This window comes from Pseudomonas sp. NPDC087358 (assembly GCF_044900785.1).
Classification (GTDB): Bacteria; Pseudomonadota; Gammaproteobacteria; order Pseudomonadales; family Pseudomonadaceae; genus Aquipseudomonas.
In genome coordinates this window covers 1-22,995 of the sequence record NZ_JBJDOA010000014.1, presented here as the reverse complement: position 1 = coordinate 22,995, position 22,995 = coordinate 1, and the positions used below count along the sequence as shown (strand labels likewise).

21 protein-coding genes are annotated in these 22,995 nt (G+C 61.7%); 9 read left to right on the top strand and 12 right to left on the bottom strand.

From position 1 onward, the window contains the following. Positions 1-157 precede the first annotated feature (157 nt). Complete coding sequence (locus ACI2KS_RS25080) at positions 158-1,027, bottom strand: AraC family ligand binding domain-containing protein (RefSeq protein ID WP_404623705.1); 870 nt, start codon at positions 1,025-1,027, stop codon at positions 158-160. 242 nt (positions 1,028-1,269) lie between these two features. Here ACI2KS_RS25080 and ACI2KS_RS25075 point away from each other — a divergent pair, with 242 nt between their 5' ends. Beyond that, on the top strand, positions 1,270-2,001 hold the full coding sequence (locus ACI2KS_RS25075; protein ID WP_404623704.1) for a CatB-related O-acetyltransferase: 732 nt from the start codon (positions 1,270-1,272) through the stop codon (positions 1,999-2,001). Positions 2,002-2,089: 88 nt separating this feature from the next. Here the strand turns inward: ACI2KS_RS25075 and ACI2KS_RS25070 are convergent, their stop codons facing one another. Together ACI2KS_RS25070 and deoC are read right to left on the bottom strand one after the other, a co-directional pair. After that, entirely contained in the window at positions 2,090-3,040 is a 951-nt protein-coding gene (locus tag ACI2KS_RS25070) for an alpha/beta hydrolase (protein WP_404623703.1), read from the bottom strand. Positions 3,041-3,770: 730 nt separating this feature from the next. Further along, the gene (gene deoC, locus ACI2KS_RS25065; RefSeq protein ID WP_404623702.1) at positions 3,771-4,454 is read right to left on the bottom strand and encodes a deoxyribose-phosphate aldolase; all 684 of its coding nucleotides are present in this window, start codon (positions 4,452-4,454) and stop codon (positions 3,771-3,773) included. A 125-nt stretch (positions 4,455-4,579) separates the two neighbouring features. Between deoC and deoR the strand changes: the two genes are divergently transcribed. Beyond that, positions 4,580-5,350 (top strand): DNA-binding transcriptional repressor DeoR, encoded by a 771-nt coding sequence (gene deoR / locus ACI2KS_RS25060; RefSeq protein ID WP_404623701.1) that lies wholly within the window; start codon positions 4,580-4,582, stop codon positions 5,348-5,350. 104 nt (positions 5,351-5,454) lie between these two features. Here the strand turns inward: deoR and ACI2KS_RS25055 are convergent, their stop codons facing one another. From ACI2KS_RS25055 to ACI2KS_RS25040, 4 genes are all read right to left on the bottom strand, one after another. Next, positions 5,455-6,540, bottom strand: coding sequence for an aldose 1-epimerase family protein (locus tag ACI2KS_RS25055; protein WP_404623700.1), 1,086 nt, complete (start codon positions 6,538-6,540; stop codon positions 5,455-5,457). Then, positions 6,537-7,868, bottom strand: a complete 1,332-nt coding sequence (gene fucP, locus ACI2KS_RS25050; protein ID WP_404623699.1) for an L-fucose:H+ symporter permease — start codon at positions 7,866-7,868, stop codon at positions 6,537-6,539. Before fucP ends, ACI2KS_RS25055 begins: the two co-directional genes overlap by 4 nt. A gap of 69 nt (positions 7,869-7,937) precedes the next feature. Beyond that, positions 7,938-8,858, bottom strand: coding sequence for a ribokinase (gene rbsK / locus ACI2KS_RS25045; protein WP_404623698.1), 921 nt, complete (start codon positions 8,856-8,858; stop codon positions 7,938-7,940). Between the two features lie 239 nt (positions 8,859-9,097). Next, positions 9,098-9,985, bottom strand: coding sequence for a LysR family transcriptional regulator (locus ACI2KS_RS25040; RefSeq protein WP_404623697.1), 888 nt, complete (start codon positions 9,983-9,985; stop codon positions 9,098-9,100). 106 nt (positions 9,986-10,091) lie between these two features. Here ACI2KS_RS25040 and ACI2KS_RS25035 point away from each other — a divergent pair, with 106 nt between their 5' ends. Continuing rightward, positions 10,092-10,589, top strand: coding sequence for a multidrug/biocide efflux PACE transporter (locus ACI2KS_RS25035; RefSeq protein ID WP_404623696.1), 498 nt, complete (start codon positions 10,092-10,094; stop codon positions 10,587-10,589). 108 nt (positions 10,590-10,697) lie between these two features. Here the strand turns inward: ACI2KS_RS25035 and ACI2KS_RS25030 are convergent, their stop codons facing one another. Next, positions 10,698-11,573: an alpha/beta fold hydrolase gene (locus ACI2KS_RS25030; protein WP_404623695.1), complete on the bottom strand. Its 876-nt coding sequence runs from the start codon at positions 11,571-11,573 to the stop codon at positions 10,698-10,700. A gap of 226 nt (positions 11,574-11,799) precedes the next feature. Here ACI2KS_RS25030 and ACI2KS_RS25025 point away from each other — a divergent pair, with 226 nt between their 5' ends. Both ACI2KS_RS25025 and ACI2KS_RS25020 read left to right on the top strand, forming a co-directional pair. Continuing rightward, positions 11,800-12,234, top strand: a complete 435-nt coding sequence (locus ACI2KS_RS25025; RefSeq protein ID WP_404623694.1) for a carboxymuconolactone decarboxylase family protein — start codon at positions 11,800-11,802, stop codon at positions 12,232-12,234. Between the two features lie 192 nt (positions 12,235-12,426). Further along, complete coding sequence (locus tag ACI2KS_RS25020; RefSeq protein WP_404623693.1) at positions 12,427-13,260, top strand: PhzF family phenazine biosynthesis protein; 834 nt, start codon at positions 12,427-12,429, stop codon at positions 13,258-13,260. A gap of 14 nt (positions 13,261-13,274) precedes the next feature. On the opposite strand, the gene ACI2KS_RS25015 is transcribed toward ACI2KS_RS25020, so the two are convergent. Beyond that, positions 13,275-14,426, bottom strand: coding sequence for an MFS transporter (locus ACI2KS_RS25015; protein ID WP_404623692.1), 1,152 nt, complete (start codon positions 14,424-14,426; stop codon positions 13,275-13,277). A 243-nt stretch (positions 14,427-14,669) separates the two neighbouring features. Next, the gene (locus ACI2KS_RS25010; protein WP_404623691.1) at positions 14,670-15,311 is read right to left on the bottom strand and encodes an HD domain-containing protein; all 642 of its coding nucleotides are present in this window, start codon (positions 15,309-15,311) and stop codon (positions 14,670-14,672) included. A gap of 253 nt (positions 15,312-15,564) precedes the next feature. On the opposite strand from ACI2KS_RS25010, the gene rarD reads away from it, so the two are divergent. Then, positions 15,565-16,470 carry an EamA family transporter RarD gene (gene rarD / locus ACI2KS_RS25005; RefSeq protein WP_404623690.1) on the top strand — a complete coding sequence of 302 codons (906 nt, stop codon included), beginning with the start codon at positions 15,565-15,567 and terminating at the stop codon, positions 16,468-16,470. A 91-nt stretch (positions 16,471-16,561) separates the two neighbouring features. Here rarD and zapE read toward each other — a convergent pair whose 3' ends face one another. Further along, complete coding sequence (gene zapE, locus ACI2KS_RS25000) at positions 16,562-17,683, bottom strand: cell division protein ZapE (protein WP_404623689.1); 1,122 nt, start codon at positions 17,681-17,683, stop codon at positions 16,562-16,564. Positions 17,684-17,692: 9 nt separating this feature from the next. Further along, positions 17,693-18,901 carry an MFS transporter gene (locus ACI2KS_RS24995; RefSeq protein WP_404623688.1) on the bottom strand — a complete coding sequence of 403 codons (1,209 nt, stop codon included), beginning with the start codon at positions 18,899-18,901 and terminating at the stop codon, positions 17,693-17,695. Positions 18,902-19,159: 258 nt separating this feature from the next. On the opposite strand from ACI2KS_RS24995, the gene ACI2KS_RS24990 reads away from it, so the two are divergent. From ACI2KS_RS24990 to ACI2KS_RS24980, 3 genes are all read left to right on the top strand, one after another. Continuing rightward, entirely contained in the window at positions 19,160-20,605 is a 1,446-nt protein-coding gene (locus ACI2KS_RS24990; RefSeq protein WP_404623687.1) for a SulP family inorganic anion transporter, read from the top strand. 299 nt (positions 20,606-20,904) lie between these two features. Continuing rightward, positions 20,905-21,987: a cache domain-containing protein gene (locus ACI2KS_RS24985; RefSeq protein WP_404623686.1), complete on the top strand. Its 1,083-nt coding sequence runs from the start codon at positions 20,905-20,907 to the stop codon at positions 21,985-21,987. Between the two features lie 117 nt (positions 21,988-22,104). Next, the gene (locus ACI2KS_RS24980; RefSeq protein WP_404623808.1) at positions 22,105-22,842 is read left to right on the top strand and encodes a methyl-accepting chemotaxis protein; all 738 of its coding nucleotides are present in this window, start codon (positions 22,105-22,107) and stop codon (positions 22,840-22,842) included. Positions 22,843-22,995 lie beyond the last annotated feature (153 nt).

Sequence of the window (22,995 nt, the reverse complement as noted above, 5' to 3'; positions counted from 1 at the left end):
TCAGGCGCATAGCATTCACAGGGTTTGCTGGCGCTTCGCGCCAGATCGTCGGCAAGGTGGAGCGCCACCCCGGCGGACTGCCACGCCCTCCGGGCAGAAGCGGTTGCCATCAATCGCGTCGCCTGCTTTTGATTCTGGCCAGAGGGCGTGCGTGATTCTATGGTCTCAAACAAGCCTTTGGAAGCCGGGGCCCTTCGCCACCCAACATCTTCAACCAACGCCCTGGCGGATAACCAAAAGTCTTCACGAAATGCCGTGTCATGTGGCTCTGATCGGAGAAACCGGCCATCACCGAGGCATCGCTCAGGGACACGCCCAGGGAGATCGAGTGGCGTACCAGGTCCAGTCTTCGCAGGGTCAGGTATCGGTGCGGACTGGTGCCGAACAGCACGCGAAAATCCCGCGACAGGCGCCAGCGATCGGTGTCGCCGGCCTGCTCCAGTTCATCGAGGCTGACGCCTTGCTCCAGACTTGCCATGAGCAGTTCGCGGGCGCGCTCGGCAGAGGCGTAATCGACGCTTTGCCGGCCTTTGCGTACACCCGCGGCGTCCTGCAGGGCGGTGGCTATGTCGAACACTGCGTCGTCCAGTTCCAGCGGGTCGAGGGTGGTCTGCAGGTCCTGCAACAGGACCTGAGTCGCCTTGAAAAGCCGGGGATCGCTGGACACGCCACCTCTGATGAACGGCAACGGTTTGCCGCCGAGCACCTGCTGGATCATGGCCGGTTCCAGGTAGAACATCCGGTAACGGAAACCGTCTTCGGTGCCGGCATGGCCATCGTGGGGTTCGTCCGGATGCAGGACCATGGTCTGGCCCGGCAGGTTGTTGACCATCTCCTTGCCGTAGCGAAAGCTTTGCACGCCGGACAGCGTGTGGCCGATGGCGTAGGTGTCATGGCGATGCATTTCGAAACCGTGACCATGAAAGTACGCCTCTATGCGCTCCATTTGCGGCAAGGGTTTGGCGCGCATCACCCAGTCGCGCGCCGAATGCGCAAGATGAGCTTCGCCGTTTGAGTACTTGTCCATGATGCAGGCTCATGATCGAAAGGCAGGCGGACACAGATACCACTTGGCGGCGCCTATGGGAATGGCGGGCTATCGGGAGAGCGAGCTGAGGGAAAGGCCACCGTGCTCATCTGAAAGAGGGATTTCTACCGTGAGAAACATTCGCAAATATGCGAGTATCGGCGACTTTTCTGACATAGCTCCGGCTTCTTCGCCCGAACCGCGACGGCGAACTCATTGCATTTCTGACGGATTGCCAGCCCATGAATTTCCTGCGCCGCCTACTCCTCGATCGCCAGCTCAAACGCGCGCTTGCCCGCAACAAATGCCGTCTGGACAGCGGCATCCGCGGGCTGCGCCGAGAGATGGAGCTGACCCTGGAGCATGGCGTCAAGCTGCACCAGATCAAGATCAACGCGCGCAAGCTGAGCATCGGTGCCTACACCGACATCGTCAGCGGTACTGAGCTGCAGAACGTCGCCAGCATCGGTCGTTACTGCTCCATCGCCCGCGACGTGACCATCGGCCAGAACCGCAAGTCGCACCCGCTGGACTGGCTCAGTTCGCACAGCGCCCTGGCCGGGCTGCGGCACAGCGTTGGCGGGTTGCCCCAGACTCATGAACCGGTCAAACAGACGGTCATCGGCCACGATGTGTGGATCGGCATGGACGTGCTGATTCTCGAAGGCATCACCATCGGCACCGGCGCGGTGATCGGTGCCCAGTCGCTGATCACCAAGGACGTGCCGCCCTATGCGATCGTCGTCGGCTCACCGGCCAGGGTCCAGCGCTATCGCTTCGAACCTCACATCATCGAGGGTCTGCTGGCCAGCCAGTGGTGGAACCTGACGCCGCATCAACTGGTTGAACTGCCCATTGAAGACCCGGCCAGGCTGCTTGAAACGTTGAATGGCGTGGTGGTCCCGGACAGTCATCCGGGCAAGGTGGTGGTGCGCAACAAGCCGTTCTCGGTGGAGCATTATCCGGCGCAATGACCGCGACCCGCGCGGCTGCACAGCTTGCCGTCGGTGGTGTTTCGAATAGCCACCGCCGGCAAGCCGGACTGCTGCAGGCACGGTTTAGCTAGCCCGCCTGTCTGGCGCCGGCTTGCTGATTGACGGCATGCACCGGCGGCGCTTGTTCATTGAGCAGCGCCTGAATCGCCCGACTGTACGCCTGGCGTCCCAGGTTCATGCTGTTGTTGTGATTGCCACCGGGCACCATCAACAGGCTTTTCGGTTCTTGCGCGGCCTGGAACAGCTCTTCGCTGAAGTGCGGCGAAACGAACGGGTCAGCACTGCCATGCACGATCAGCACCGGCATGTGAATGTCGGCGATCTTGTCGATGGAATCGAATTTCTGCGACACCAGCCAGCGCACCGGCAGCGATGTTCGGGTGCTGGCGACCGATGAGGCGACGTCCGCCAGATTGGTGAAGGTCGATTCGATGATCAGACCACGCGCCTGAACCGGCTCATCGCCCTTCTGCGCATCGCGTCCCAGCTCGGCGGCCAGGTCCACCGCCACCGCACCGCCTAGGGAATGGCCGTAGATCAAGCGTTTCTGCGGATCGGGTTGCAGCTGTTTCAAGCGCTCCCAGGCAATCCGCGCGTCTTCATAAACCGAAGCTTCCGACGGCAGTTGCCCCTTGCTCTGACCGAAGCCACGATAGTCGATGGCCAATACCGAGAAGCCCAGGGCGCGCAGTTGCTCGATGCGGAAGAACTGCCCGGTGAGGTTCCAGCGCGAACCGTGCAGATAGAGGATCGCCGGCGCGTCCTTCTTTTCGGCCAGCCACCACCAGGCGTGGATGTTCTGCGCGACGCCGAAGGACGGCGCCTTGAGTTCCAGTTCCTGCACATCGGCCGGGATGCCGTGGTACCAGCTGGCGGTGCCGGGCTCGATCATGAACACCAGCTTGCGCTCTTCTTGCTGCAACGCCGCACAACCGACCGGCAGGCCGACGACGATCAGCAGCATGCACAGCCAGAAGAACCAGCGAGCCTTGAAATGCGCCAGGGAGAGTTGCGGCATGGAGCGGCTTCCGGTGTTGGATGAGTAACATGGGGAGTGTGCCATTCATTGCCAAGGCAGGTCATCGTCATCTGCCCAAAGGCGGCGCTGCTTTTGATCCTGGCCGCAGGCCGTGGGAGTCAGGCTTGCCAACGATCGGCCGGGCACCGGCAGTGAAACCAGACAGCCTTGCCGTGTCAGGCGGATTTCATTCACAGGGTTTACTGCCGCTTGGCGCCAGATCGCGAGCAAGCTTGCTCCTACGCCCTGCGGGCAGAAGCAAAAAAGTCGCCGATCCCTTTTGCTTCGGCCCGCAGGGCGTGGGAGATTCTCTGGTCGACCGCAAACATATTCAGGCCTTTTGCTGATGTATTCGTCCCGATTTCTTCAACAGGGCGAGTGCAACACGGGCAGCTTACGAGCCAGGATCACCGACGCTTGATCGCTCCCACGCTCCGCGTGGTAGCACCTCGCCAAAGGCTCCGCGTCGCCTGTGGGTGACGCAGAGCGTCACGGGCTGCATTCCCACGCAGAGCGTGGCAACGATCCCGTCGACCGCGCCGCCTGCTTTTGATTCTGGCCGCAGGGCGTGGGAGGCTGGCTTGCCGGCGATCTGCCGGGGACCGGCAGTGAAATCAGACAGCCTTGCCGTGTCAGGCAAATTTCCTTCACAGGGATTACGGCCGCTTCGCGCCAGATCGCGAGCAAGCTTGCAAGTCGCAGAAACAGGCTTAGCTGTTGCGCTGAAGGCTCAGTAACCCGAGCCCGAAGCCGCCGCGCCACTGACAATGGCGATACCGGAGCTGGTGCCCAGACGCGTGGCACCGGCTTCGATCATCGCCACTGCGGTGGCGTAGTCGCGCACGCCGCCGGAGGCCTTGACGCCGACACCTGCGCCCACCACCTTGCGCATCAGGGTGACGTCTTCAAGGGTGGCGCCGCTGCGGCTGAACCCGGTGGACGTCTTGACGAAAGCGACGTTGAGCTCGCGGCAGATTTCGCAGGCTTGAGTCTTCTGCGCATCGTCCAGCAGACAGGTTTCCAGAATCACTTTCAGCGGCACCTGGCCACAAGCCTGTTTGACGGCAGCAATGTCGTCGCGCAGCACGTCCAGCAGGCCGTCCTTCAAGGCGCCGACATTGAGCACCATGTCGATTTCGCCCGCGCCTGCGGCAATCGCCTTCTGCGCTTCAAAGGCCTTGGTATCGCTCAGTCCGGCACCCAGCGGGAAACCCACCACGGCACAGACCTTGACCTTCTGGCCACTGAGCAGCGACGCTGCGTAAGGCACCTGGCCTGAGTTCACGCACACCGAATAGAATCCATGCTCCTGCGCTTCACTGCACAATGTGGCGATCTGCTCGCGGGTCGCATCGGCGGCCAGCAAGGTATGGTCTATATACTGCGCGAGTGCTGCGGGTTCGATCTTCATCACGAGTCGTTTCCTTTAGAAAAGCAGTTACCAGCGACAAGCTTCAATCTGCAAGCCTGCGCACATCATCAGTGTTGCATATATAACAGTAAATGTTATTTTTTTACCACATTCAATCGACAGCCGGAATGCCCGTGGACGTTAAGAAATCCGACCGCATCAAACTGATTCAGCAAGCCCTGCAGGACCAGAAGGCCATTCACCTGCGTGAAATGGCGGCGCTGCTGGATGTCTCGGAGATGACCCTGCGCCGCGACCTGGGCCGTCATCCCGACAAATTCCACCTGCTGGGCGGCCACATCACCCTGGCCTTCGATCCATCCGAAGCCAGCGATTACAAGGTCAGCGAACAAGGCACCCGCCACGTCGAAGAGAAGCGGCGCATCGGCAAACTGGCCGCGGCGTTCATCAAGCCGGGCGACACGGTGTTCTTCGATTGCGGCACCACCATCCCTTTCGTCATCGACTTCATTCCCGAGGAGCTGGAGTTCACCGCGGTGTGCAACTCGCTCAACGTTCTTCTCAAACTGCAGCAGAAACCCAACTGCAACATCGTGCTGTGCGGCGGCGTCTTTCATCGCAAGAATCAGGTTTTCGAACACCACAGCGAGGCCAGCATTCTTGATGGCATCCGCCTGAGCTGGGCGTTCGTTTCAGCCGCCGGGGTCAGCGACGAGTTTGGTGTGACCTGCTTCAACTTCAATGAAGTGGAGGTCAAGCAGAAGGTCCTGCGCCAGGCCCGGCATTGCATGCTGCTGGCCGACCACTCCAAGTTCGACGCCGTGCGCACCGCCCATTTCGCCGCGCTGGAAAACTTCCATGTAGTGGTCACCGACAAGAAGCTGCCCAAGCCGTATCGCGATCTGATTCAGGGTTACGGCGCGCAGTTGGTGATGTGATCTCAGGCTGTGTCTGCGGCGCCTGGACGGCCGCCATCGCGAGCAAGCTCACTCCTGCAGAGAAATGCGGCCCCTGTAGGAGTGAGCTTGCTCGCGATGCGCTGTCAGCGTTTCAGATCACTTTCCACTTGCAGCACTTCCCCGGCCGCCAGATACCCGGTCGTGACATTGAACGACGCGCTCTGCCCTGCTCCGAGCATCCGCACATTGCCCTTGGCCTTCTCCGCCAGATAGCCCTCCGGCTCACAGGTCGCCGGCAGCACGAAGGCTGCTACCTGCTGATCGGCGTTGTGCAGGATCCAGCGCGCCGCGTGGTCGAACTGCGCCGGCTTGTAGCGGGTGTAAAACGCAGGCCCGTGCGCATGCCTGAGCATAAAATGCGCATCGCCATTGGCATCTGCCTGCACCCCGTCGAAGAAGCAGACGATCTCCGGGTCGTACAGCTGAGGCGTATTCAAGGTCTGCAGACGCGAAGGATCGTCCGTCAGTTCAGCCATGTATGCCGACCAGGCAGGCGTCGGCTTCACATGGGCCGGAACGCTGCTGCGCACCCGTGTCACCTCGATGCCCAGGGGTTCGACAAACCGGGCGTCGGCAACATAGGCGTAGTTCATGTGCGCCATGTACATCAGCTCCATCGGCTTGCCCGCCAGGTTGCGCACGTCCATGCCGATGTCGAACAACGCCGAGCCTGGGCGCAAGGTCACGCAGGGCCTGGCGCGGTAATGATCGCCGAAGCCCATCACGTACTCGTACTCGCCGCCGATGCGCAGGAACGTGCCGCAAGCATCCTCGCCCACTTCCAGCCAGGCGCTGTCCATGGGCGCGCAGGGCATTTCGCCGTGCAGCGCATGATCGTCCGCAGGCGTCGGGCAGCCGTTGCGCAACAGGCCGCTGTGAAACATGAAGCAGCCGTAAGTGCCGATCACCGTCGGACTGGGTCGCGGCTGCTCGAACATGTTGCGCATGGTCAGGTCGCAGCCGTCGAACACCGCCGACCAGATCATCTGCCCCTGATACGGCAGCACCACGACGCGGCCGCGATTGTTCTCCAACGCCAGGGCTTTCACGCCGCTGGGGTAGGTCCAGGCCAGCACGCGAAAATCGGCGGATTCGAGCAGGGTCTTTTCATCCCCGCTGAACAGTTGCGGATACAGCGCAATCGTCGTGCGCTTGTCCACAGCGGTCATGATGCAGTCACCGCGCCCGCCGGGGCCGTTTCGCTGCGCGGGTCACGCAGGCATTTGACTGCGTAGGCGACGATCACCACGAAGCACAGCAGCGGGACGGTGTAGGCGATCTGCATGTTGCCGTTGGTGGCATCAGACAGCAGGCCCTGGAAGATCGGCATCACGCCGCCACCGACGATGCTCATCACCAGCAGCGAGCCGCCGACACCGGTGTCTTCGCCCAGTCCATCGATGGTCAGGCCGTAAATGGTCGGCCAGCACGGGCCGAGGAAAATACTTACACCCACTGCCGCATAAACGGCACTGATGTTCGGCACCAGGATGGTGTAGGCCAGCAGCGCGATGGTCAGCACGCCGTAGATCGCCAGGACCTTGGCCGGGTGCATTTTGCGCATCAACAGGTTGGCGATCATCTTGCCGACGAAGTACGCGGCAAAGGTGGTCAGCAGGAACCACGAAGCGCTGCGTTCGGTCATCCCGCCCATTTGCATGGCCAGGCGAATGGTGAAACTCCACACGCCGACTTGCGCGCCAACGTAAAGGAACTGCGCCAGCACCCCGAAGGTGAAACGCGGGTTGCGCCACAAGCGCGACAGGCTCTGGCCGATGCTGCTGGATTTGACGTTGGTCTTGAGGTTGCCCTTGCACGCCGGGAATTTGGTGAAGGCGATCAGCACGAACATCAGGATCAACACCGCGATCATCCATTTGTACGGCAGCAGCGTCGACTGGATCATCTGCAGTTGCTGGATCGCCGCATCGGATGCGCTCATCTGCGTCAGTTGCTCGCGCGTGGCATCGGTATCCTTGAACATCACGAAGCTGCCGACGTACACGCCGGCCATGGCGCCGAACGGGTGGAAGGTCTGGGAGATGTTCAGGCGACGGGTGCCGGTTTCACGCGGGCCCATCAAGGTCGAATAGGTGTTGCAAGCAGTTTCCAGGAACGACAGGCCCGCTGCGATGACGAACAGCGCCATCAGGAACATGCCGTACTTGGCCATCGAGGCGGCCGGGAAAAACAGCGAGCAGCCGACCATGTACAACAACAGGCCGATGAGAATCGTGGTCTTGTAGCTGAAACGCCTGACCACCAGCGCCGCCGGAATCGCCACGAAGAAGTAGCCCAGGTAAAACGCTGACTGCACGAAGGCGGTCTGGAAATCGCTGAGCAGGAAGGCTTTCTTGAAGTGTGCGATGAGCACGTCGTTCATGCTCGCCGCCGCCGCCCACAAGGCAAAACAACAGCACAGCAGCAGAAAGGCGAACCAGGGCGTGCGGTTCAGGTAGAACCCGTCCGGGGATTGTTGGAGCTCGGGCTTTGTCATTGTTGTTCTCCGTGAAGTGCAGGGAATACCTCGCCCTGCCGGCCGTCCGACCGGTCAGGGCTTGGCGGCTCAAAGCGTGTCGATGAATCGTGCGAACGTGGCAGCGTCCGGGTAGGAACTCTGAGTACCGAGGCCAGTGACCGAGCAGGCCGAATAGGCCACCGCCTGGGTCATGGCGTTACGCATGTCGCCGTCCTCGCTCCAGTGGCGGGCGAAGCAGCCGATGAAGGCATCCCCGGCGCCGGTGGTGTCGCGAGCGTCGACCTTGTGCCCTTCAACGCGGAACTCGCCCTCCTTGCCTACGTACAGCGCGCCCTTCTCACCCAGGGTGACGATGACGTGACGGATGCCGTCGCGGACCAGTTGCAAGGCGGCGGCACGGGCCGATTCCAGCGAATCGACGACTTGACCGGAGACCAGCGCCAGCTCGGTTTCGTTGGGGATGAAGAAGTCCAGTTGCGACAGATGCTCGCGGCTCAGGCCCTTGACGGCAGGCGCCGGATTAAGCAGCACTGGAATGCCATTGGCCTTGGCGAACTCGATGGCGTAGTAGACCGTTTCCAGTTCGATCTCAAGCTGCAACACGATCAGCTTGCAATCGCGCAGCGCCGCTTGTGCGGCGTCGATATCGGCGGGCTTGAGGTGGGCGTTGGCGCCTTTGACGATGAGGATGCTGTTGTGCGAATCGCTCTGCACGAAGATCGGCGCGACGCCGCTGGAGACCCCAGGCACGCGCTGAACGAACTGAGTGTCGATGCCAAAACGTTTGAAATTGGCCAGGGTGTTGTCGGCAAACATGTCGTCGCCGACCTTGCTCAGGATCAGCACGTCAGCGCCGAGCTTGGCGGCGGCGATTGCCTGATTGGCCCCTTTGCCGCCGCAGCCCATGGCGAAATTCGGTGCTTCCAGGGTTTCACCCTGGGCCGGCATCCGGTCGATGTAGGTGATCAGGTCCACCATGTTGCTGCCAATGACCGCGATCTTGTTCATGTGTGTGATTACCCTGTTCACGCGACAGCAGGCACCGTCGCGTTATTATTTTTGTTATTTAAATAACATTTGTTGTGACTATTCAACCTCTTTTTTGTACGGGCATTGACTGCCACCTACAAAAACGGGCCAGACATCGCTGTCTGGCCCGCTCGGAGTGCTGATCTAGAGGGATTGGGACCGCTGGTCAATACAGACCACCGATGGTCGCAATCGTTTGCGACAGGGTTATTTTCTGTTTAATAGTCGCCGCGCCCTTCGAGCAATGTGTCCAATAACCACGCTCCCGCCGGGCCCAGGCTTTTTTGCCGCGACCAGATGACGTCCACCGCCGAACTGCGCGGCCAGCCTGGCACCTGCAACTCCTTCAGGCGCCCCTGGGCATAGCCGCGCACCAGCCAGCGCGGCAAGGCCGACCAGCCGAAACCGAAAATCGCCATGTCCATCAGCAACAGATAGTTGGGTGCCGACCAGCTGCGGCGCGCCCCACTGGGCAAATCGTCGGTAGGGATGCTCTCATCGACGATGGTGTTCAGACGCAGCGCGCGGTGCTGGGCCAACTGGCGATAATCGACATCGCGCTCAGCGGCCAGTGGATGCCGGTGCGAAACGAACAGACCGAAGTCGGCACGCTCGGCGATGGTCGCGTAACCCACTTCCGGCGGATAGCTGGCCTGGGCCGAGAGCAGCCCCAATGACGCACGGCCGGTCTGGATCAGGTTGATCGCATCGCCGTGCTCGGCAAACACACATTCGAGTTCAAGTTCCGGGAAACGCTGATCGAGCTCGGCCATGCGCGCTTCGAATTCGGCGAACTGGTTGGCGTCAGACAACACCAGGGTCAGGCGCGGCTCCATCCCCTGCGCCAGGCGCCCTGCTGCCCTGCGCAGTTTGTCGGACGCGGCCAGCACTTCCTCGATTCGCCCATGCAATGCCCTGCCTGCTTCGGTCAACACCGGGTGCCTGGCGGAGCGATCGAACAATTCCACGCCCAGATCGATTTCCAGTCGCGATATCGCCTCGCTGATGGTCGACTGGCTCTTGCCCAGACGCCGCGCCGCAGCGCTGAAAGAGCCCAGCGCGAGAGTCTGGGCAAAGGCTTCGAGGGCTTCGGGTGAATAGCTCATGGCAAGCTCGCGGTTTATCCATCGGTTTTTCCGATGGTATCGATTTTCACTTTAGTCCACCACACCCCGACAATGCACGCCTGCCCGCTCCAAAGTGAATACCTCCATGACTGCCAGCGCAAAATTTCAGCAACAGCCCGCAAAGTCGGCTGTCCCCGCAAAATCCCTTAAAGAGCGCGCTCTGCATGCGCTGTTGTTTGAATTGATCGGCGTGTTGTTGTTTGCCCCGGGACTGGCCTGGCTGCTTGGCCAGTCACTGGGAAAAATGGGCGCGATGACGGTGATGATTTCCACCGTGGCCATGCTCTGGAACATGCTGTTCAACGCAGGCTTCGATCGCCTGCGCGCGCGTGCAGGGTTCGCCTTGAGCCTGAAAGTCCGGGCGCTGCATGCCCTTTCGTTCGAAACCGGGTTGATTGTCGCAGTCGTGCCTCTGGCTGCCTGGTGGTTGTCGATCAGCCTGTGGCAAGCGTTCCTGCTGGACATCGGCTTGCTGCTGTTGTTTCTGCCCTACACCCTGCTGTTCAACATGGCGTACGACACGCTGCGCGAGCGTGTGGTAACGCGCCAGGAAAACAAACGGCTGCGCCGATCTGGCGCCTGATGCATTTGGTTGTAGGCGTGAGCTTGCTCGCGATGGCTCATGATCAGTCAACATTGCAGTGACTGACCCGCTGCGATTGCGAGCACGCTCACGCCTACAGGTTCAGCGTCATATCAAAAACGGCAACACCTCGGCCAGCAACTCATCCGGAATTTCTTCGGCCAGATAATGCCCGCTGGGCATGGCCTTGCCGCGCACGTCGCTGGCGACCTTCTGCCATTCCTTGAGTGGGTCGAAGCATTTACCCACCACCCCCTCGCCGCCCCACAACACCAACAACGGAAGATTGAGCTGACGATTGGCGGCGATGTCGGCGCGGTCGTGCGTAAGATCGATGCTGGCGCTGGCACGATAATCCTCGCACACCCCCCGTGCCGCCCCCGGCAGGCTGGCGCACCGCAGGTATTCGGCGAACGCCTCTTCAGTGAACGGCGCCATGCCGGCACTGCGGCTGCCCATGACGCTGCGTAGATATTGCTCCGGATTGGCCTCCAGCAGGGTTTCGGGCAGCGGCGCCGGGCGGATCAGGAAAAACCAGTGCCAATAGGCGCGAGCGAAGGCTTCGTTGGTCTGGCTGTACATCGCAAGGGTCGGCGCGATGTCCAGCAACGCCATGCGGGTGACGACCTGCGGATGATCCAGCGCCAGTCGGTGAGCCACCCGCGCACCGCGGTCGTGAGCCAGCACGCAGAAGGTCGAGAGACCCAACTGGCGCATCAACTCGACCATATCCCGGCCCATTTCACGCTTGGAATAGCTGCCATGATCGTCGCTGGCGGGCGGCTTGCTGCTGTCGCCGTAGCCACGCAGATCGGCCGCCACCACCGTGAAGTGCTGGCTCAGCCGCTCGGCGACCTTGTGCCAGATAACGTGGGTCTGCGGGTGGCCGTGCAACAGCAACAGGCCTGGCCCGGTGCCGCCGATGCGGTAGGCGATCTGTACACCGTTGACCTGGCGCTGGTCTTTCTGGAATCCGGCAAACATGGGTGACTCCTTGTGATTGTTGGCCTACATGCTAGATCCCTGAGCCTGCGCGACAAGTCTCCAAGCGTGGCCGCCCGGTTCATGAAGTGTGTTTGCAATGGACCCACAGCTGGGCAATTGGTCTGCAAAAATCCCGATTCATTGGCTATTCGGCGGCTGCGTGGCCAGGCGTAATGTAGTGCCACATCCAACGAACTTCTCCATCCATTTTCAACGGAGCACGTACATGAACAAGAGAATCGCCTGGGCACAGAAATCGCCGGAAGCCTACAAAGCCATGGTCGGTCTGGAGATGGCGCTGGGCAAGTCCGGTCTGGACGGCTCACTGCTGGAACTGATCCGGTTGCGCGCTTCGCAAATCAATGGCTGCGCCTATTGCGTCAACATGCACGCCAACGATGCGCGCAAGGCGGGCGAGACCGAAGCCCGCCTGCAGACCCTGAGCGTCTGGGAAGAAACCACGTTCTTCACCGACAAGGAAAAAGTCGTACTGGCGTGGGTCGAGAGCCTGACCTTGCTGCCGGTTCACCGTGCGCCCCAGCACCAGTACGAGGCGCTGCTTGAGCACTACAGCGAAGCCGATGTCGCCAACATCACCCTGGCCATCGCCACCATCAACGCCTGGAATCGTTTTGGCGTGGGCTTTGCGATGATTCCCTGAGAGCAGTTGCAAGCGGTAGGCGGTAAGCGGTAAGCGGTAAGCGGTAAGCCAAGCGAACCGCGTGCTTGCCGCTTGTAGTTGCTTGCGTGCATCAACCACCTGAATCCCAAGCATCAGCACTTTTCGTTGGTGCGCCATGCAATGCCTGGATAACAATCGAGCCCTCCTCAACGGCTCAAGGCTGGCGCAGACATGGCACTGGATATCCTCAGACTTTCCGCTTTTTCCGATGCTGATCAAGGCGGCAATCCGGCCGGGGTGTGGATCGGCGAAACCCTGCCTGACGATACGACCATGCAAGCGGTGGCGGCCGAAGTCGGTTATTCGGAGACCGCGTTTGCAGTGCCCCAGGGCGATGGCTGGCGAGTGCGCTATTTCTCGCCGCAAGCCGAGGTACCGTTCTGTGGCCACGCGACCATTGCCCTGGGCGCGGCATTGGCCGGCCGCTTCGGTGATGGACTTTTCAAGCTGCAACTCAACGAAGCGCAGATCAGCGTCGAAGGCCATAAACACGGCACGCTGACGTCTGCCGCGCTGCAATCACCCCCCACCCTCAGCCAGCCGGTCAGCCGCGAGCTGCTCAGCCAGGCCATGGGCCTGTTCGACTTGCAGGCCGAGGACATCGACCTGCGTCTGCCGCCTGCCCTGATCAACGGTGGCGCGCAGCATCTGCTGCTGGCTGTGAACCGTCGCGATACGCTGAAGAACATGCACTACGACTTCGACGCCGGGCGTGAGTTGATGGTGCGCGAGGGCCTGGTGACCATCCTGCTGGTGTTCGCCGAATCCCCTCGCCTGTTCCACACCCGCAACCCGTTTGCCTTCGGCGGCGTCTATGAGGATCCGGCCACTGGCGCGGCGACTGCTGCTTTTGCCGGGTACCTGCGCGACATCGGCTGGGATCACGGCGGTGCCATCGATATCGTGCAAGGCGAGGACATGGGCAGCCGCTCGATGATTCATGCACGGTTCAGCAACGCGCCAGGCAGCTCGATTCGCGTCTCGGGCACCGCGCGCTCCCTTTGAGCGTCGCCGCCTGATCAGACTTTCAGATAACGACCACTGAGCGCCACACCCATCAGCATCAGCGCGATCATCAGGAACGCCGTGCCCAGGCTGCTCAGATGCGCGACGAAACCGATGCCCGCCGGGCCCATGAGAATGCCGATGTAACCCAGTGTGGTGATGGCCGGAACCGCGACGTTTTCCGGCATGGTTTGCTGGCGCCCTACCGCGCTGTAGAACACCGGAACGATGTTGGAGCACCCCAGACCGACCAGCGCGTAGCCGCACAACGCAGCCTGCCAGTAAGGGACCAATGTGGCCACGGCCATGCCGATCGCCGCACACAGGCCACCGAACAGGATGATCCGGTGCACACCCAGGCGGCGCACGATCGGATCACCTGACAGGCGTCCGATGGCCATGGCCAGGGCAAAGACGGCGTAACCGAAACCTGCATAGGAGGGTTCGACGCCGCGCTGGGCGCTGAGGAACACCGCGCTCCAGTCGAGCATCGCGCCCTCGGTGAGAAACACCGTAAAGCACATCAGGCCGATGAACAGCACCACGCCGTGGGGAATCGCGAACGCCGGCCCGCCAGCCTGACTGCCGTAACCGAGTATGTCGGGCCCGGCCTTGTAGAGTGCGATGGCGATGAAAACCGCGACCATGATCATCGTGAGCCACGGCCACACACCAAGGCTCAACAGCGCCGATACCCCTGCTGCACCGAGGATCCCGCCGCAACTGAACAGGCCGTGAAAGCCCGACATCATGGTCTTGCCGCTGGCCCGCTCGACGATAATCGCCTGAATGTTGGTGACGCAGCCCAGCGCGCCCATGCTGGCGCCGTAGACAAACAGGGTCGCGACCATCATCGGCACACTGGTCAAGGTTGCCAGCAGCGGCAGGCACAGGCAGGCGATGCTGCCGACTACGGTGATGATGCGCCGGCAGCCGTAGCGCACGGTCATCGCGCCCGCCAGAGGCATGGAGAGGATCGAACCGATACCCAGACACAGCAACAACAGGCCGAGGCTGGCATCGTCCAGGCCCATGCGGCTCTTGGCGTAAGGCACCAGTGGGGCCCAGGCGGAAATGCTGAACCCGGTGATGAAAAACGCGACGCGGGTGGAGAATTGTTCCAGCCGCCCTGGCACGGTCGGCGCAGCGGTGCCGATGGAGGTCATTGCCGCTCCCTTGTTTGGTTGGGTCAATCACGCCGGCCGCTCATGGGCCGACCAAACCACAAGCCTAACAAAGGTAGCGCCAATGCCGAAGACGCAATCTCGAGGGATTGGCCTCAGCAATGCCTCAGCGAAAACCTGCGCGAAGACCATCGGTGTTCAACAACCTGTCGCAGTCCGGCTTGCCCGCGGTAGCGAAGATCGCCACCGCCGGCAAGCCGGACTGCGACAGAACACTCAGCGCAATCAAGCCTTCCACGGCGATTGACGGATGATGTCGACGAAGTTCAGCGGTTTGAACCTGGGGTTTTCATCCACCAGCACGTCGGCGTTGACGGTGCCGAAGGTGGTGTCCGGTTTGTGCCGGAAACCGTCGGCGAAGGCACACAGGATGCACGCTTTGAATGCTTCGCCACGTGGATGGGCATGGGTGACGATTTCGCGCTGCTGCTCGCTGAACTGTTGGTAGTTGATGCCCAGCACGTCCATTTCAACACCGGCGGTCACCAGCGCCACGTTCGGCCGCAAGTGCTCGGGCACGCCGGGGGTGGTGTGCAGCGCGATGGACAACCAGACCTGTTCCATATCGCCTTCGGACAGCCCGAAAGGCTTGATGAACGCACGCGCAGCGTTGGCGCTGTCGACTTCGAAACGCAGGTCGGCGCTGCTGTGACTGGCCACCAGGCCCAGGTCGTGGAACATCGCGCCGACGTAGAGTTGCTCGGCGTCGTACTTGAGCCCCTTGCGCTCGCCGGTCAGCGCGCCCCAGAGGAACACCCGACGCGAGTGATGGAACAGCAGATCGTCTTCTTCGTCGCGAATGTATTCGGTCGTGGCGCGCGCCAGGGCGCTGTCGGGGATCTTGATACCGGCGATTTCTTGGGTCATGGGGCTTCCTCGATGGGCCGCGCCGGTATGGCGCGTTGAGGACAAGTCTGTGGGAGTCGGGTATATCGCTCAATCGGCGCGCGGTCTCGTTCTCTGCCAAACGTGCATCGTTTACTGCCAGTCGGCCTTGCGTTTAGCAGATTGCTGCCGACCGCCCCGGACGCCTTCGGATAGACTGTGCGCCGTTTCCCGCCAGCTGGCCGTCAGAGCCGTGCACGGGATGCATCAACCGAATCGAAACCAAGGAGACCCTGTGTACAAGGGTGTTGCGTTATCGGTCATGGCCTCCTGCCTGTTCGCGGTCATGTACTACTACACCTCATTGCTCAAGCCCCTGAGCGGTGAAGAGATATTTGGTTGGCGGATGCTGCTGACCCTGCCCTGCGTGACGATATTCATGCTCTCCAGCGGCGACTGGAAACTGGCCCGGGCGCTGGCGGCACGAGTGCGTCAGACCCCGGCCCTGCTGGGGGGGATGATGCTCTCGGCGGCGCTGATGGGCGTTCAGTTATGGCTGTTCATGTGGGCGCCCTTGCACGGGCGCAGCCTCGAGGTGTCGCTGGGCTACTTCCTGCTGCCGCTGACGATGATCCTCATCGGCCGCGTGGTCTACGGTGAACACCTGTCGCATCTGCAGAAAATCGCCGCCTGCTGCGCGCTGGTCGGCGTCGTCCATGAACTGCTGCGCCTGGGTGGTTTTTCCTGGGAGACACTGGTGGTGTGCCTGGGCTATCCGCTCTATTTCATCCTGCGGCGCAGACTCAAGACCGACAACCTCGGTGGCCTGTGGTGGGACATGTTGCTGATCCTGCCGGTGGCGCTGCTGTTCATCTGCAAGGGCAACCCCTCAGTGGTCGAGCAGGTTCCACGCCTGTACCTGCTGATTCCGATCCTGGGCGCGATCAGTGCGTCTGCCTTGGTCAGCTACATTCTGGCCAGCCGCCTGCTGGCCTTCAGCGTGTTCGGCCTGCTCAGCTATGTCGAACCGGTGCTGCTGGTGGGCGTGGCGTTGCTGCTGGGTGAGTCGATCGGGTCTGACGAATGGATGACCTACCTGCCGATCTGGCTGGCGGTGATGGTGCTGGTCGGGGAAGGTGGCAAGCATGTGCTGGCGCAGCGGCGGCGCAACCGGGCCAGTCAGCGACTCGACCCTCTGTAGCAGTCTGGCTTGCCGGCGGCCGCGTGCGCAAGATGGCCACCGCCGCCAAGCCGGACGGCTACCGGTCATGGAGATCAATGCCCCGAGCGGGTCACTGCCCGAACCGCGCCAGCTGCATCTCCTGCAAGCGGCTCAGGGTCCGGCGAAAGGCGAACGCCAGATAACCTTCGGTGTACAGGTCCTGCATCGGCATGGCCGCCTCCAGATACAGCGGCACCTTGCGGTCGTAGCACTCGTCCACCAGCGCGATGAAGCGACGCACGCCGTCGTCGTAAGGTGAGAGCTGCGGCAGCTCCCGATCACCGGCGATGACCTGCTCGACGCCGTCCTCGGTGCCCCGCGCAATGCGGCCTTCGCGTTGCGGTGCACTGAGCGCCGGGACCTCGCTCAAAAACACGGCCTTGTAGCGGTCGCACAGCTCGATGAAGTCCATCGCCGCCAGCGGTTGCTCGCACACATCGGCATAACGGCACCAGAGCACGGTCTTGCTGGCGCGCACCACCGGCAAGTGACGACGCCCGACCGGCACCGGCTGAGTCGACACCGACTCACCCGCGCTGATGGCTTCGAACACATCGACCAGCGCGCTGCGCCCCTGCTCCTGGGTAACCCAGTAACGCTGCTGGGCTTGGCCTGGATGCAGACGATGATCCTCGCCACCGTCTACCGAGACCACGGTCATGTGCTGATTGATCGCGGTGATCGCCGGGACGAAGCGCTCGCGATTATGCCCGGTGGCGTACAACTGCTCGGGCAATTGGTTGGAGGTGCAAACCAGCACCACACCCTCCTCGAACATCGCCCGCAGCAGACCGCCGAGAATCACCGCATCGCCGATGTCATTGACGAACAGTTCGTCGAAGCACAGCACGCGCACTTCCTGCCCCAGTTCATGGGCCAGCACTTGAAGTGGATGGGCAACCCCGGTCAGCTGGAACAACCGTTGATGAACCCAGCGCATGAAGTGGTGAAAGTGCTGACGCCGGGCCGGGATCTGCAGGCTTTCGTAAAAGCGGTCCATCAGCCAGGTCTTGCCACGCCCAACCGGGCCCCATAGGTACACGCCCTTGAGCGCAGCATCATGCCTGCCGTCCCGCAGCGCCCGCCAGCATTGCTCCAGCGTGCGGGCAGCCTGATGCTGGGCCTCATCGGGCTCGAAGCCCTGTGTGTCGACCGCCTGCTGCCAGGCGTCCAGAGGAGACAGAACACTCATGGGACTACATCACCGCATGCTGGAGGGTTGATCGTGGCGTCGGGAGTACGACGCGCCCAGCAGGTAAAAACAGCCGCCGGCCACGATAAAGGCCGCCAGCATATAGAACATGAAGTGCGCTGACTGCGTTGCCAGGGCAAAACCACACAACACCGGACCCAGCGCACCGCCCAGATTGGACAGGTTCTGCGCGCCGTAATACATGCCTCGCAAGTGCGTCGGCGCAATGCGGTCGATGAACATGTATTCGGCGGGGAACACGATGATCTCGCCCAGGGTGAAGATCGCCACCGCCAACGACCAATGCAGCACGGTGCTGGACATGGCAAAACCGACCACGCCCATCAGAAACAGACTGAAGCCTGCGGTCAGCCACTGATTGAGGTACTGATGGCTGATGTGCTTGCCGACAAAGTACTGCAGGCAGATCACCACCGCTGCGTTGACCGCCACCACCGAACTGATGACCCGATAGGTGAATTCCGGGGTGCTGGTGGTCACCAGATACTGCGACAGGTAGGCGGTGAACTGACCGAACACCACGGCGCTGAGCACGCCGCCGACAGTGAAACAGACCAGACGATAGTCCTTGAGCAGGATCCGCCCGACCGCCAGGAACGATATCGGCGCGTTGGCCGGGTCCGCCGAGCTCAACTTGCGGTCGCCGAAGACCCAGTACACCAGGAAAAAACCCAGCCCCAAAGCGGCCGACATCAGGAACGGCAGCTTCATGTTCCACTGCGCAAGGCCCGCACCAATGAAGGGACCGACGGCGTAGCCGATATTGATCAAGGTGTAGCGCACCGAAAACACCTTGCTTTGCTGGTCCACCGGCAGCAGCTTGCCGAACGCTGCCTTGACCACAATGTCGATCACCGAATAGGCAAAGTTGAACGACACCAGAAACACAAAGAACAGCCAGAGCTTGCTGGTCAGGCACATGCCGACGAAGCCGGTGACGAAGAATCCGGTGAAACACAGGATCAGCCGATAGCTCGACAGCTTGTCAGTGAGGTAACCGCCGTACAGGCTCAGCAGCGAGCCGACGATCAACGCGCTGCCGACGATCATGCCAATGTCGCTGATGCTCAGCGTGAAGTTCGAAGACAGATAGATCACCAGATACGGCAAGGTGATCGCTCTGCCCAGGGTCAGAAACAGCGACGATGAAAGCAGGAGATTAACTGAGGCAGGGTAATGTCTGAGGGCGGCGAGCATCCGTGTTCTGTCCTTCAAGGCGGGCGGATTGGATCAGCAGGAACGTGCAAGCCAAACATCGTTACACATTCGCGATTAACTGGACACTGAGAAGATTTCATTTCCCTGCGTACCAGCCTTGCTTTTGATTCCGGGCGTAGCCCGTGGCAGTCCCGCTCCCACGCCCTGCAGGCAGAAGCCGACCTGCACCGCGGCTGGCCCTGCTGCCACACATTCCGTAACATCCCCACTTTTTGCGCCCCGCCCCTCAGGTACCTCATGAAACCCGCACGCCTACGCGCCGATGTCCTCGCCGGACTCACCACCTCTTTCGCCCTGGTGCCCGAGTGCATCGCCTTTGCGCTGGTCGCCCACCTCAATCCGCTGATGGGTTTGTACGGGGCGTTCATCATCTGCACCCTGACAGCGCTGTTCGGCGGTCGTCCGGGAATGGTCTCGGGTGCGGCCGGCTCCATGGCTGTGGTGATCGTCGCGCTGGTGGTGCAGCACGGCGTGCAATACCTGCTGGCGACGGTGCTGCTGGGTGGGCTGCTGATGATCGCGTTCGGCCTGCTGCGCCTCGGCAAACTGGTGCGCATGGTCCCCTACCCGGTGATGCTCGGCTTCGTCAACGGCCTGGCCATCGTGATTGCCATGGCCCAGCTTGAACATTTCAAGACCGGCGACAGCTGGCTCAGTGGCACGGCGCTGTACCTGATGCTGGGGCTGGTTGCGCTGACCATGGCCGTGGTTTACCTGCTGCCACGCCTGACGCGCTCGGTGCCGCCGGCGCTGGTTGCGATTCTCGGCGTCGGGCTGGCGGTGTATCTGTTCGACCTGCCGACCCGCACGCTGGGCGACATGGCGCACATCGCCGGTGGCTTGCCGAGCCTGGCGCTGCCGGATATCCCGTGGAATCTGGAGACCCTGTCGATCATCGCGCCCTACGCCGTGTTGATGGCCCTGGTCGGGCTGCTGGAAACCCTGCTGACCCTCAATCTCACCGACGAAATCACCGAAAGCCGCGGTTATCCGGATCGTGAATGCGTGGCGTTGGGCGTGGCCAACATGGCCTCGGGTCTTTGCGGCGGGATGGGCGGCTGCGCGATGATCGGCCAGACCGTGATCAACCTCAGCTCCGGCGGCCGTGGGCGACTGTCCGGCATTGTCGCCGGGGTAATGATTCTGATGTTCGTGCTGTTCCTCTCGCCGCTGATCGAGCGTATTCCGCTGGCGGCGCTGGTCGGGGTGATGTTCGTGGTCGCTCAACAGACTTTTGCCTGGGCGTCGCTGCGGGTGCTGCGCAAGGTGCCGCTCAATGATGTGCTGGCCATCATCGCCGTCACCGTCGTGACCGTGCTCACGGACCTCGCGACCGCCGTGTTGTTCGGCATTCTCATCGCCGCCCTCAACTTTGCCTGGCAGCAGGCGCGCGAGTTGTACGCCGACAGCCATCTCGAAGCCGATGGCAGCAAAATGTATCACCTGCATGGCACCCTGTTCTTCGCCTCCACCACGACGTTTCTCGATCAGTTCGATCACCTCCGGGACCCCGATCATGTGACCCTGGACTGCCGGCATCTGAGCTTCGTCGACTACTCGGCCATCGCCGCCCTCAAAACGCTGCGCGAGCGCTACCACAAAGCCGGCAAGCACCTGCGCGTCGTCCACCTTTCAGAGCGTTGCAAGAAGCTGCTCAAACGCGCCGGCGTGCACCACGCTTAGGCCCGCAAGCGTCAGGCGAATGACTGAAAGAGGGGCGCAACGCACCGCCCTTCGCCACTTTTGTGCGCGTGGCGACAATCATCGATACAGAAATACCCAGTGAATGTACACAACTGCCTCCCGAAATATATTTGCAACATTCCGCCGAACGGCATGGCGCCTTGATGCGCAAGGCTTGCAAGGCGGATCCTGCGCAGCAAGCTGACCAGTTGATCAACTTCATGGCTCGGTTATTGCTCCCAGCCAACCACCCGCACTGTTCCATTGTGGTTGTGCGACTGTTTTTTGCGGAGTTTCTTATGCCTGTCTGGCGAAAAAGTATTCAGTGGCAACTGACACTGAGCATGGGTGCGGCACTGGTGGTCAGCAGCCTGATCGTGATCGCGATTTATGCCTTCGCATTGAACAAACTGACGGATCGTTACTTGTTGCAGCAGGCCATGCCCGCCAGCATCGAAGCGATTCGCAATGACCTCGAACGCCTGCTTGCCGCGCCTCTGACAGCGGCCAGCGACATTGCCGACAACACGCTGGTCTCAGAATGGCTGGGCAATGGCGAAGATGCCGCCCAGCAGCCCTCGTTCATCCGTTACCTGGCGCGGATCAAGGAGCAGCACAACGCGTTGACCACCTTCATCGTCGCCAAGGACAGCGGCCATTACATCACCAACAAAGGTGCCGATCGCACGCTGCAACGCGGCCCGGCGGAGAACACCTGGTTCTACGGGTTCCTGGACAGCAACAAACAGCGCTCGCTGGACATCGATATCGACGCCACGACCAAAGTGCCGACGCTGTTCATCAACCAGCGCATCGAACACAACGGCACGGTGGTCGGGGTAGCGGGCCTGGGCTTCAGCATGAGCGCGCTGTCGCAGATGGTGCGCGACTTTCATTTCGGCAAGGAAGGCCAGGTGTACCTGGTCAGCCCGGATGGCAAGGTCAAGGTGCACCCGAACGCCGATTTCAATGATCGCCAGACTCTGACCCAACTGGTGGGCGATTCGGCTGCGCGCAGCATGCTCAGTCAGGGCGGCAATGGTCAGGCGCTGGAGTTCGAACGCAACGGCCTAGCCTATGTGGCAGTGGCCAAGCCCGTCGACTCGCTGGGCTGGACACTGGTCAGCGAGGTCCCGCTGGCGGAGGTCTATGGTCCGGCCAAGGATGCCTTGACGATGATTTCGGCAATCAGCCTGGCGGTGGTGTTGTGCTTCCTGGGCTTTGTCGCCTGGATCGCCCGGGGCATCGTGCGACCGATCCAGCAGGTGACCACGGCGCTGGTGGACATCGGCGGCGGTCAGGGCGATCTGACCCGGCGCCTGGATGAGAGCCGCGCCAATGAGCTGGGCGATCTGGCCCGAGGTTTCAACCGCTTCATCTAAAGCCTGCGCCTGTTGATCGGTGACGTGCTCAAGACCAGCGAGCAGTTGCGCCATAGCGTGGTGGACGTTGCGCGGGTCGTCGACAGCACCTCGGAGCGTGCGCTCAAGCAACAGCAGATGACCGACATGGTCGCCACGGCGGTCCATGAAATGGGCCTGACCGTGCAGGAAATCGCCCGTAACGCAGGCGCCGCTGCCGACGTGTCGCGTAATACGCATCAGGAAGCGGTGTCAGCCAAGAAGGTGGTAGGCGAATCCATCGGCCACATTCAGAGCATGTCGGACGGCGTGGGGACCGCCGCCGGTGCGGTGGAGACACTCGCCACGCAGATTTCCACCATCGATCAGGTGCTCAGCGTGATTCGCAGCATCTCCGAACAGACCAACCTGCTGGCGCTCAACGCGGCCATCGAAGCGGCGCGCGCGGGCGAGATGGGACGTGGTTTTGCGGTGGTCGCCGATGAGGTCCGCACCCTCGCCGGCCGTACGCAGAGCGCCACGTCAGAGATCCAGCAGATGATGGGTGAGCTCAAGAGCGGCGCCGATCAGGCGGTCACCTCCATGCGCGCCGGGCAAGCGGCAACGGGAACCGGGGTCGAGGCCAGCCGCCGCACCGGCAACTCGCTGGATGCAATCGCCGGGCATGTCGAAGAGCTGACCGACCGCAACCATCAAGTTGCCGCCGCCACTGAAGAGCAGAGCACCGTGACCGAGGAGATCAATCGCAACGTGCAGGGCATCGCCGACCTGGCGCAATCCACGGCCAGCGATGTGAAAGCCTGCCTGGAGGACTGCCGGAAGCTGTCGGAAAAGGCAGAACATCTCGCAGCGCAAATGGCGCGATTCCGGTTGTAACCGGCACTGCACGCTTATTTGGTGAAACACAACCCGTGGGAGCCGAGCTCCCACGGCCTGAACTGACCCCAAAAAATTGGACGGTCTATTGCCAAACGCCGCGAGACTGAGCCCTGTAATCCACAGGACTCAGCCCACCGAGCTTCGCCTTGA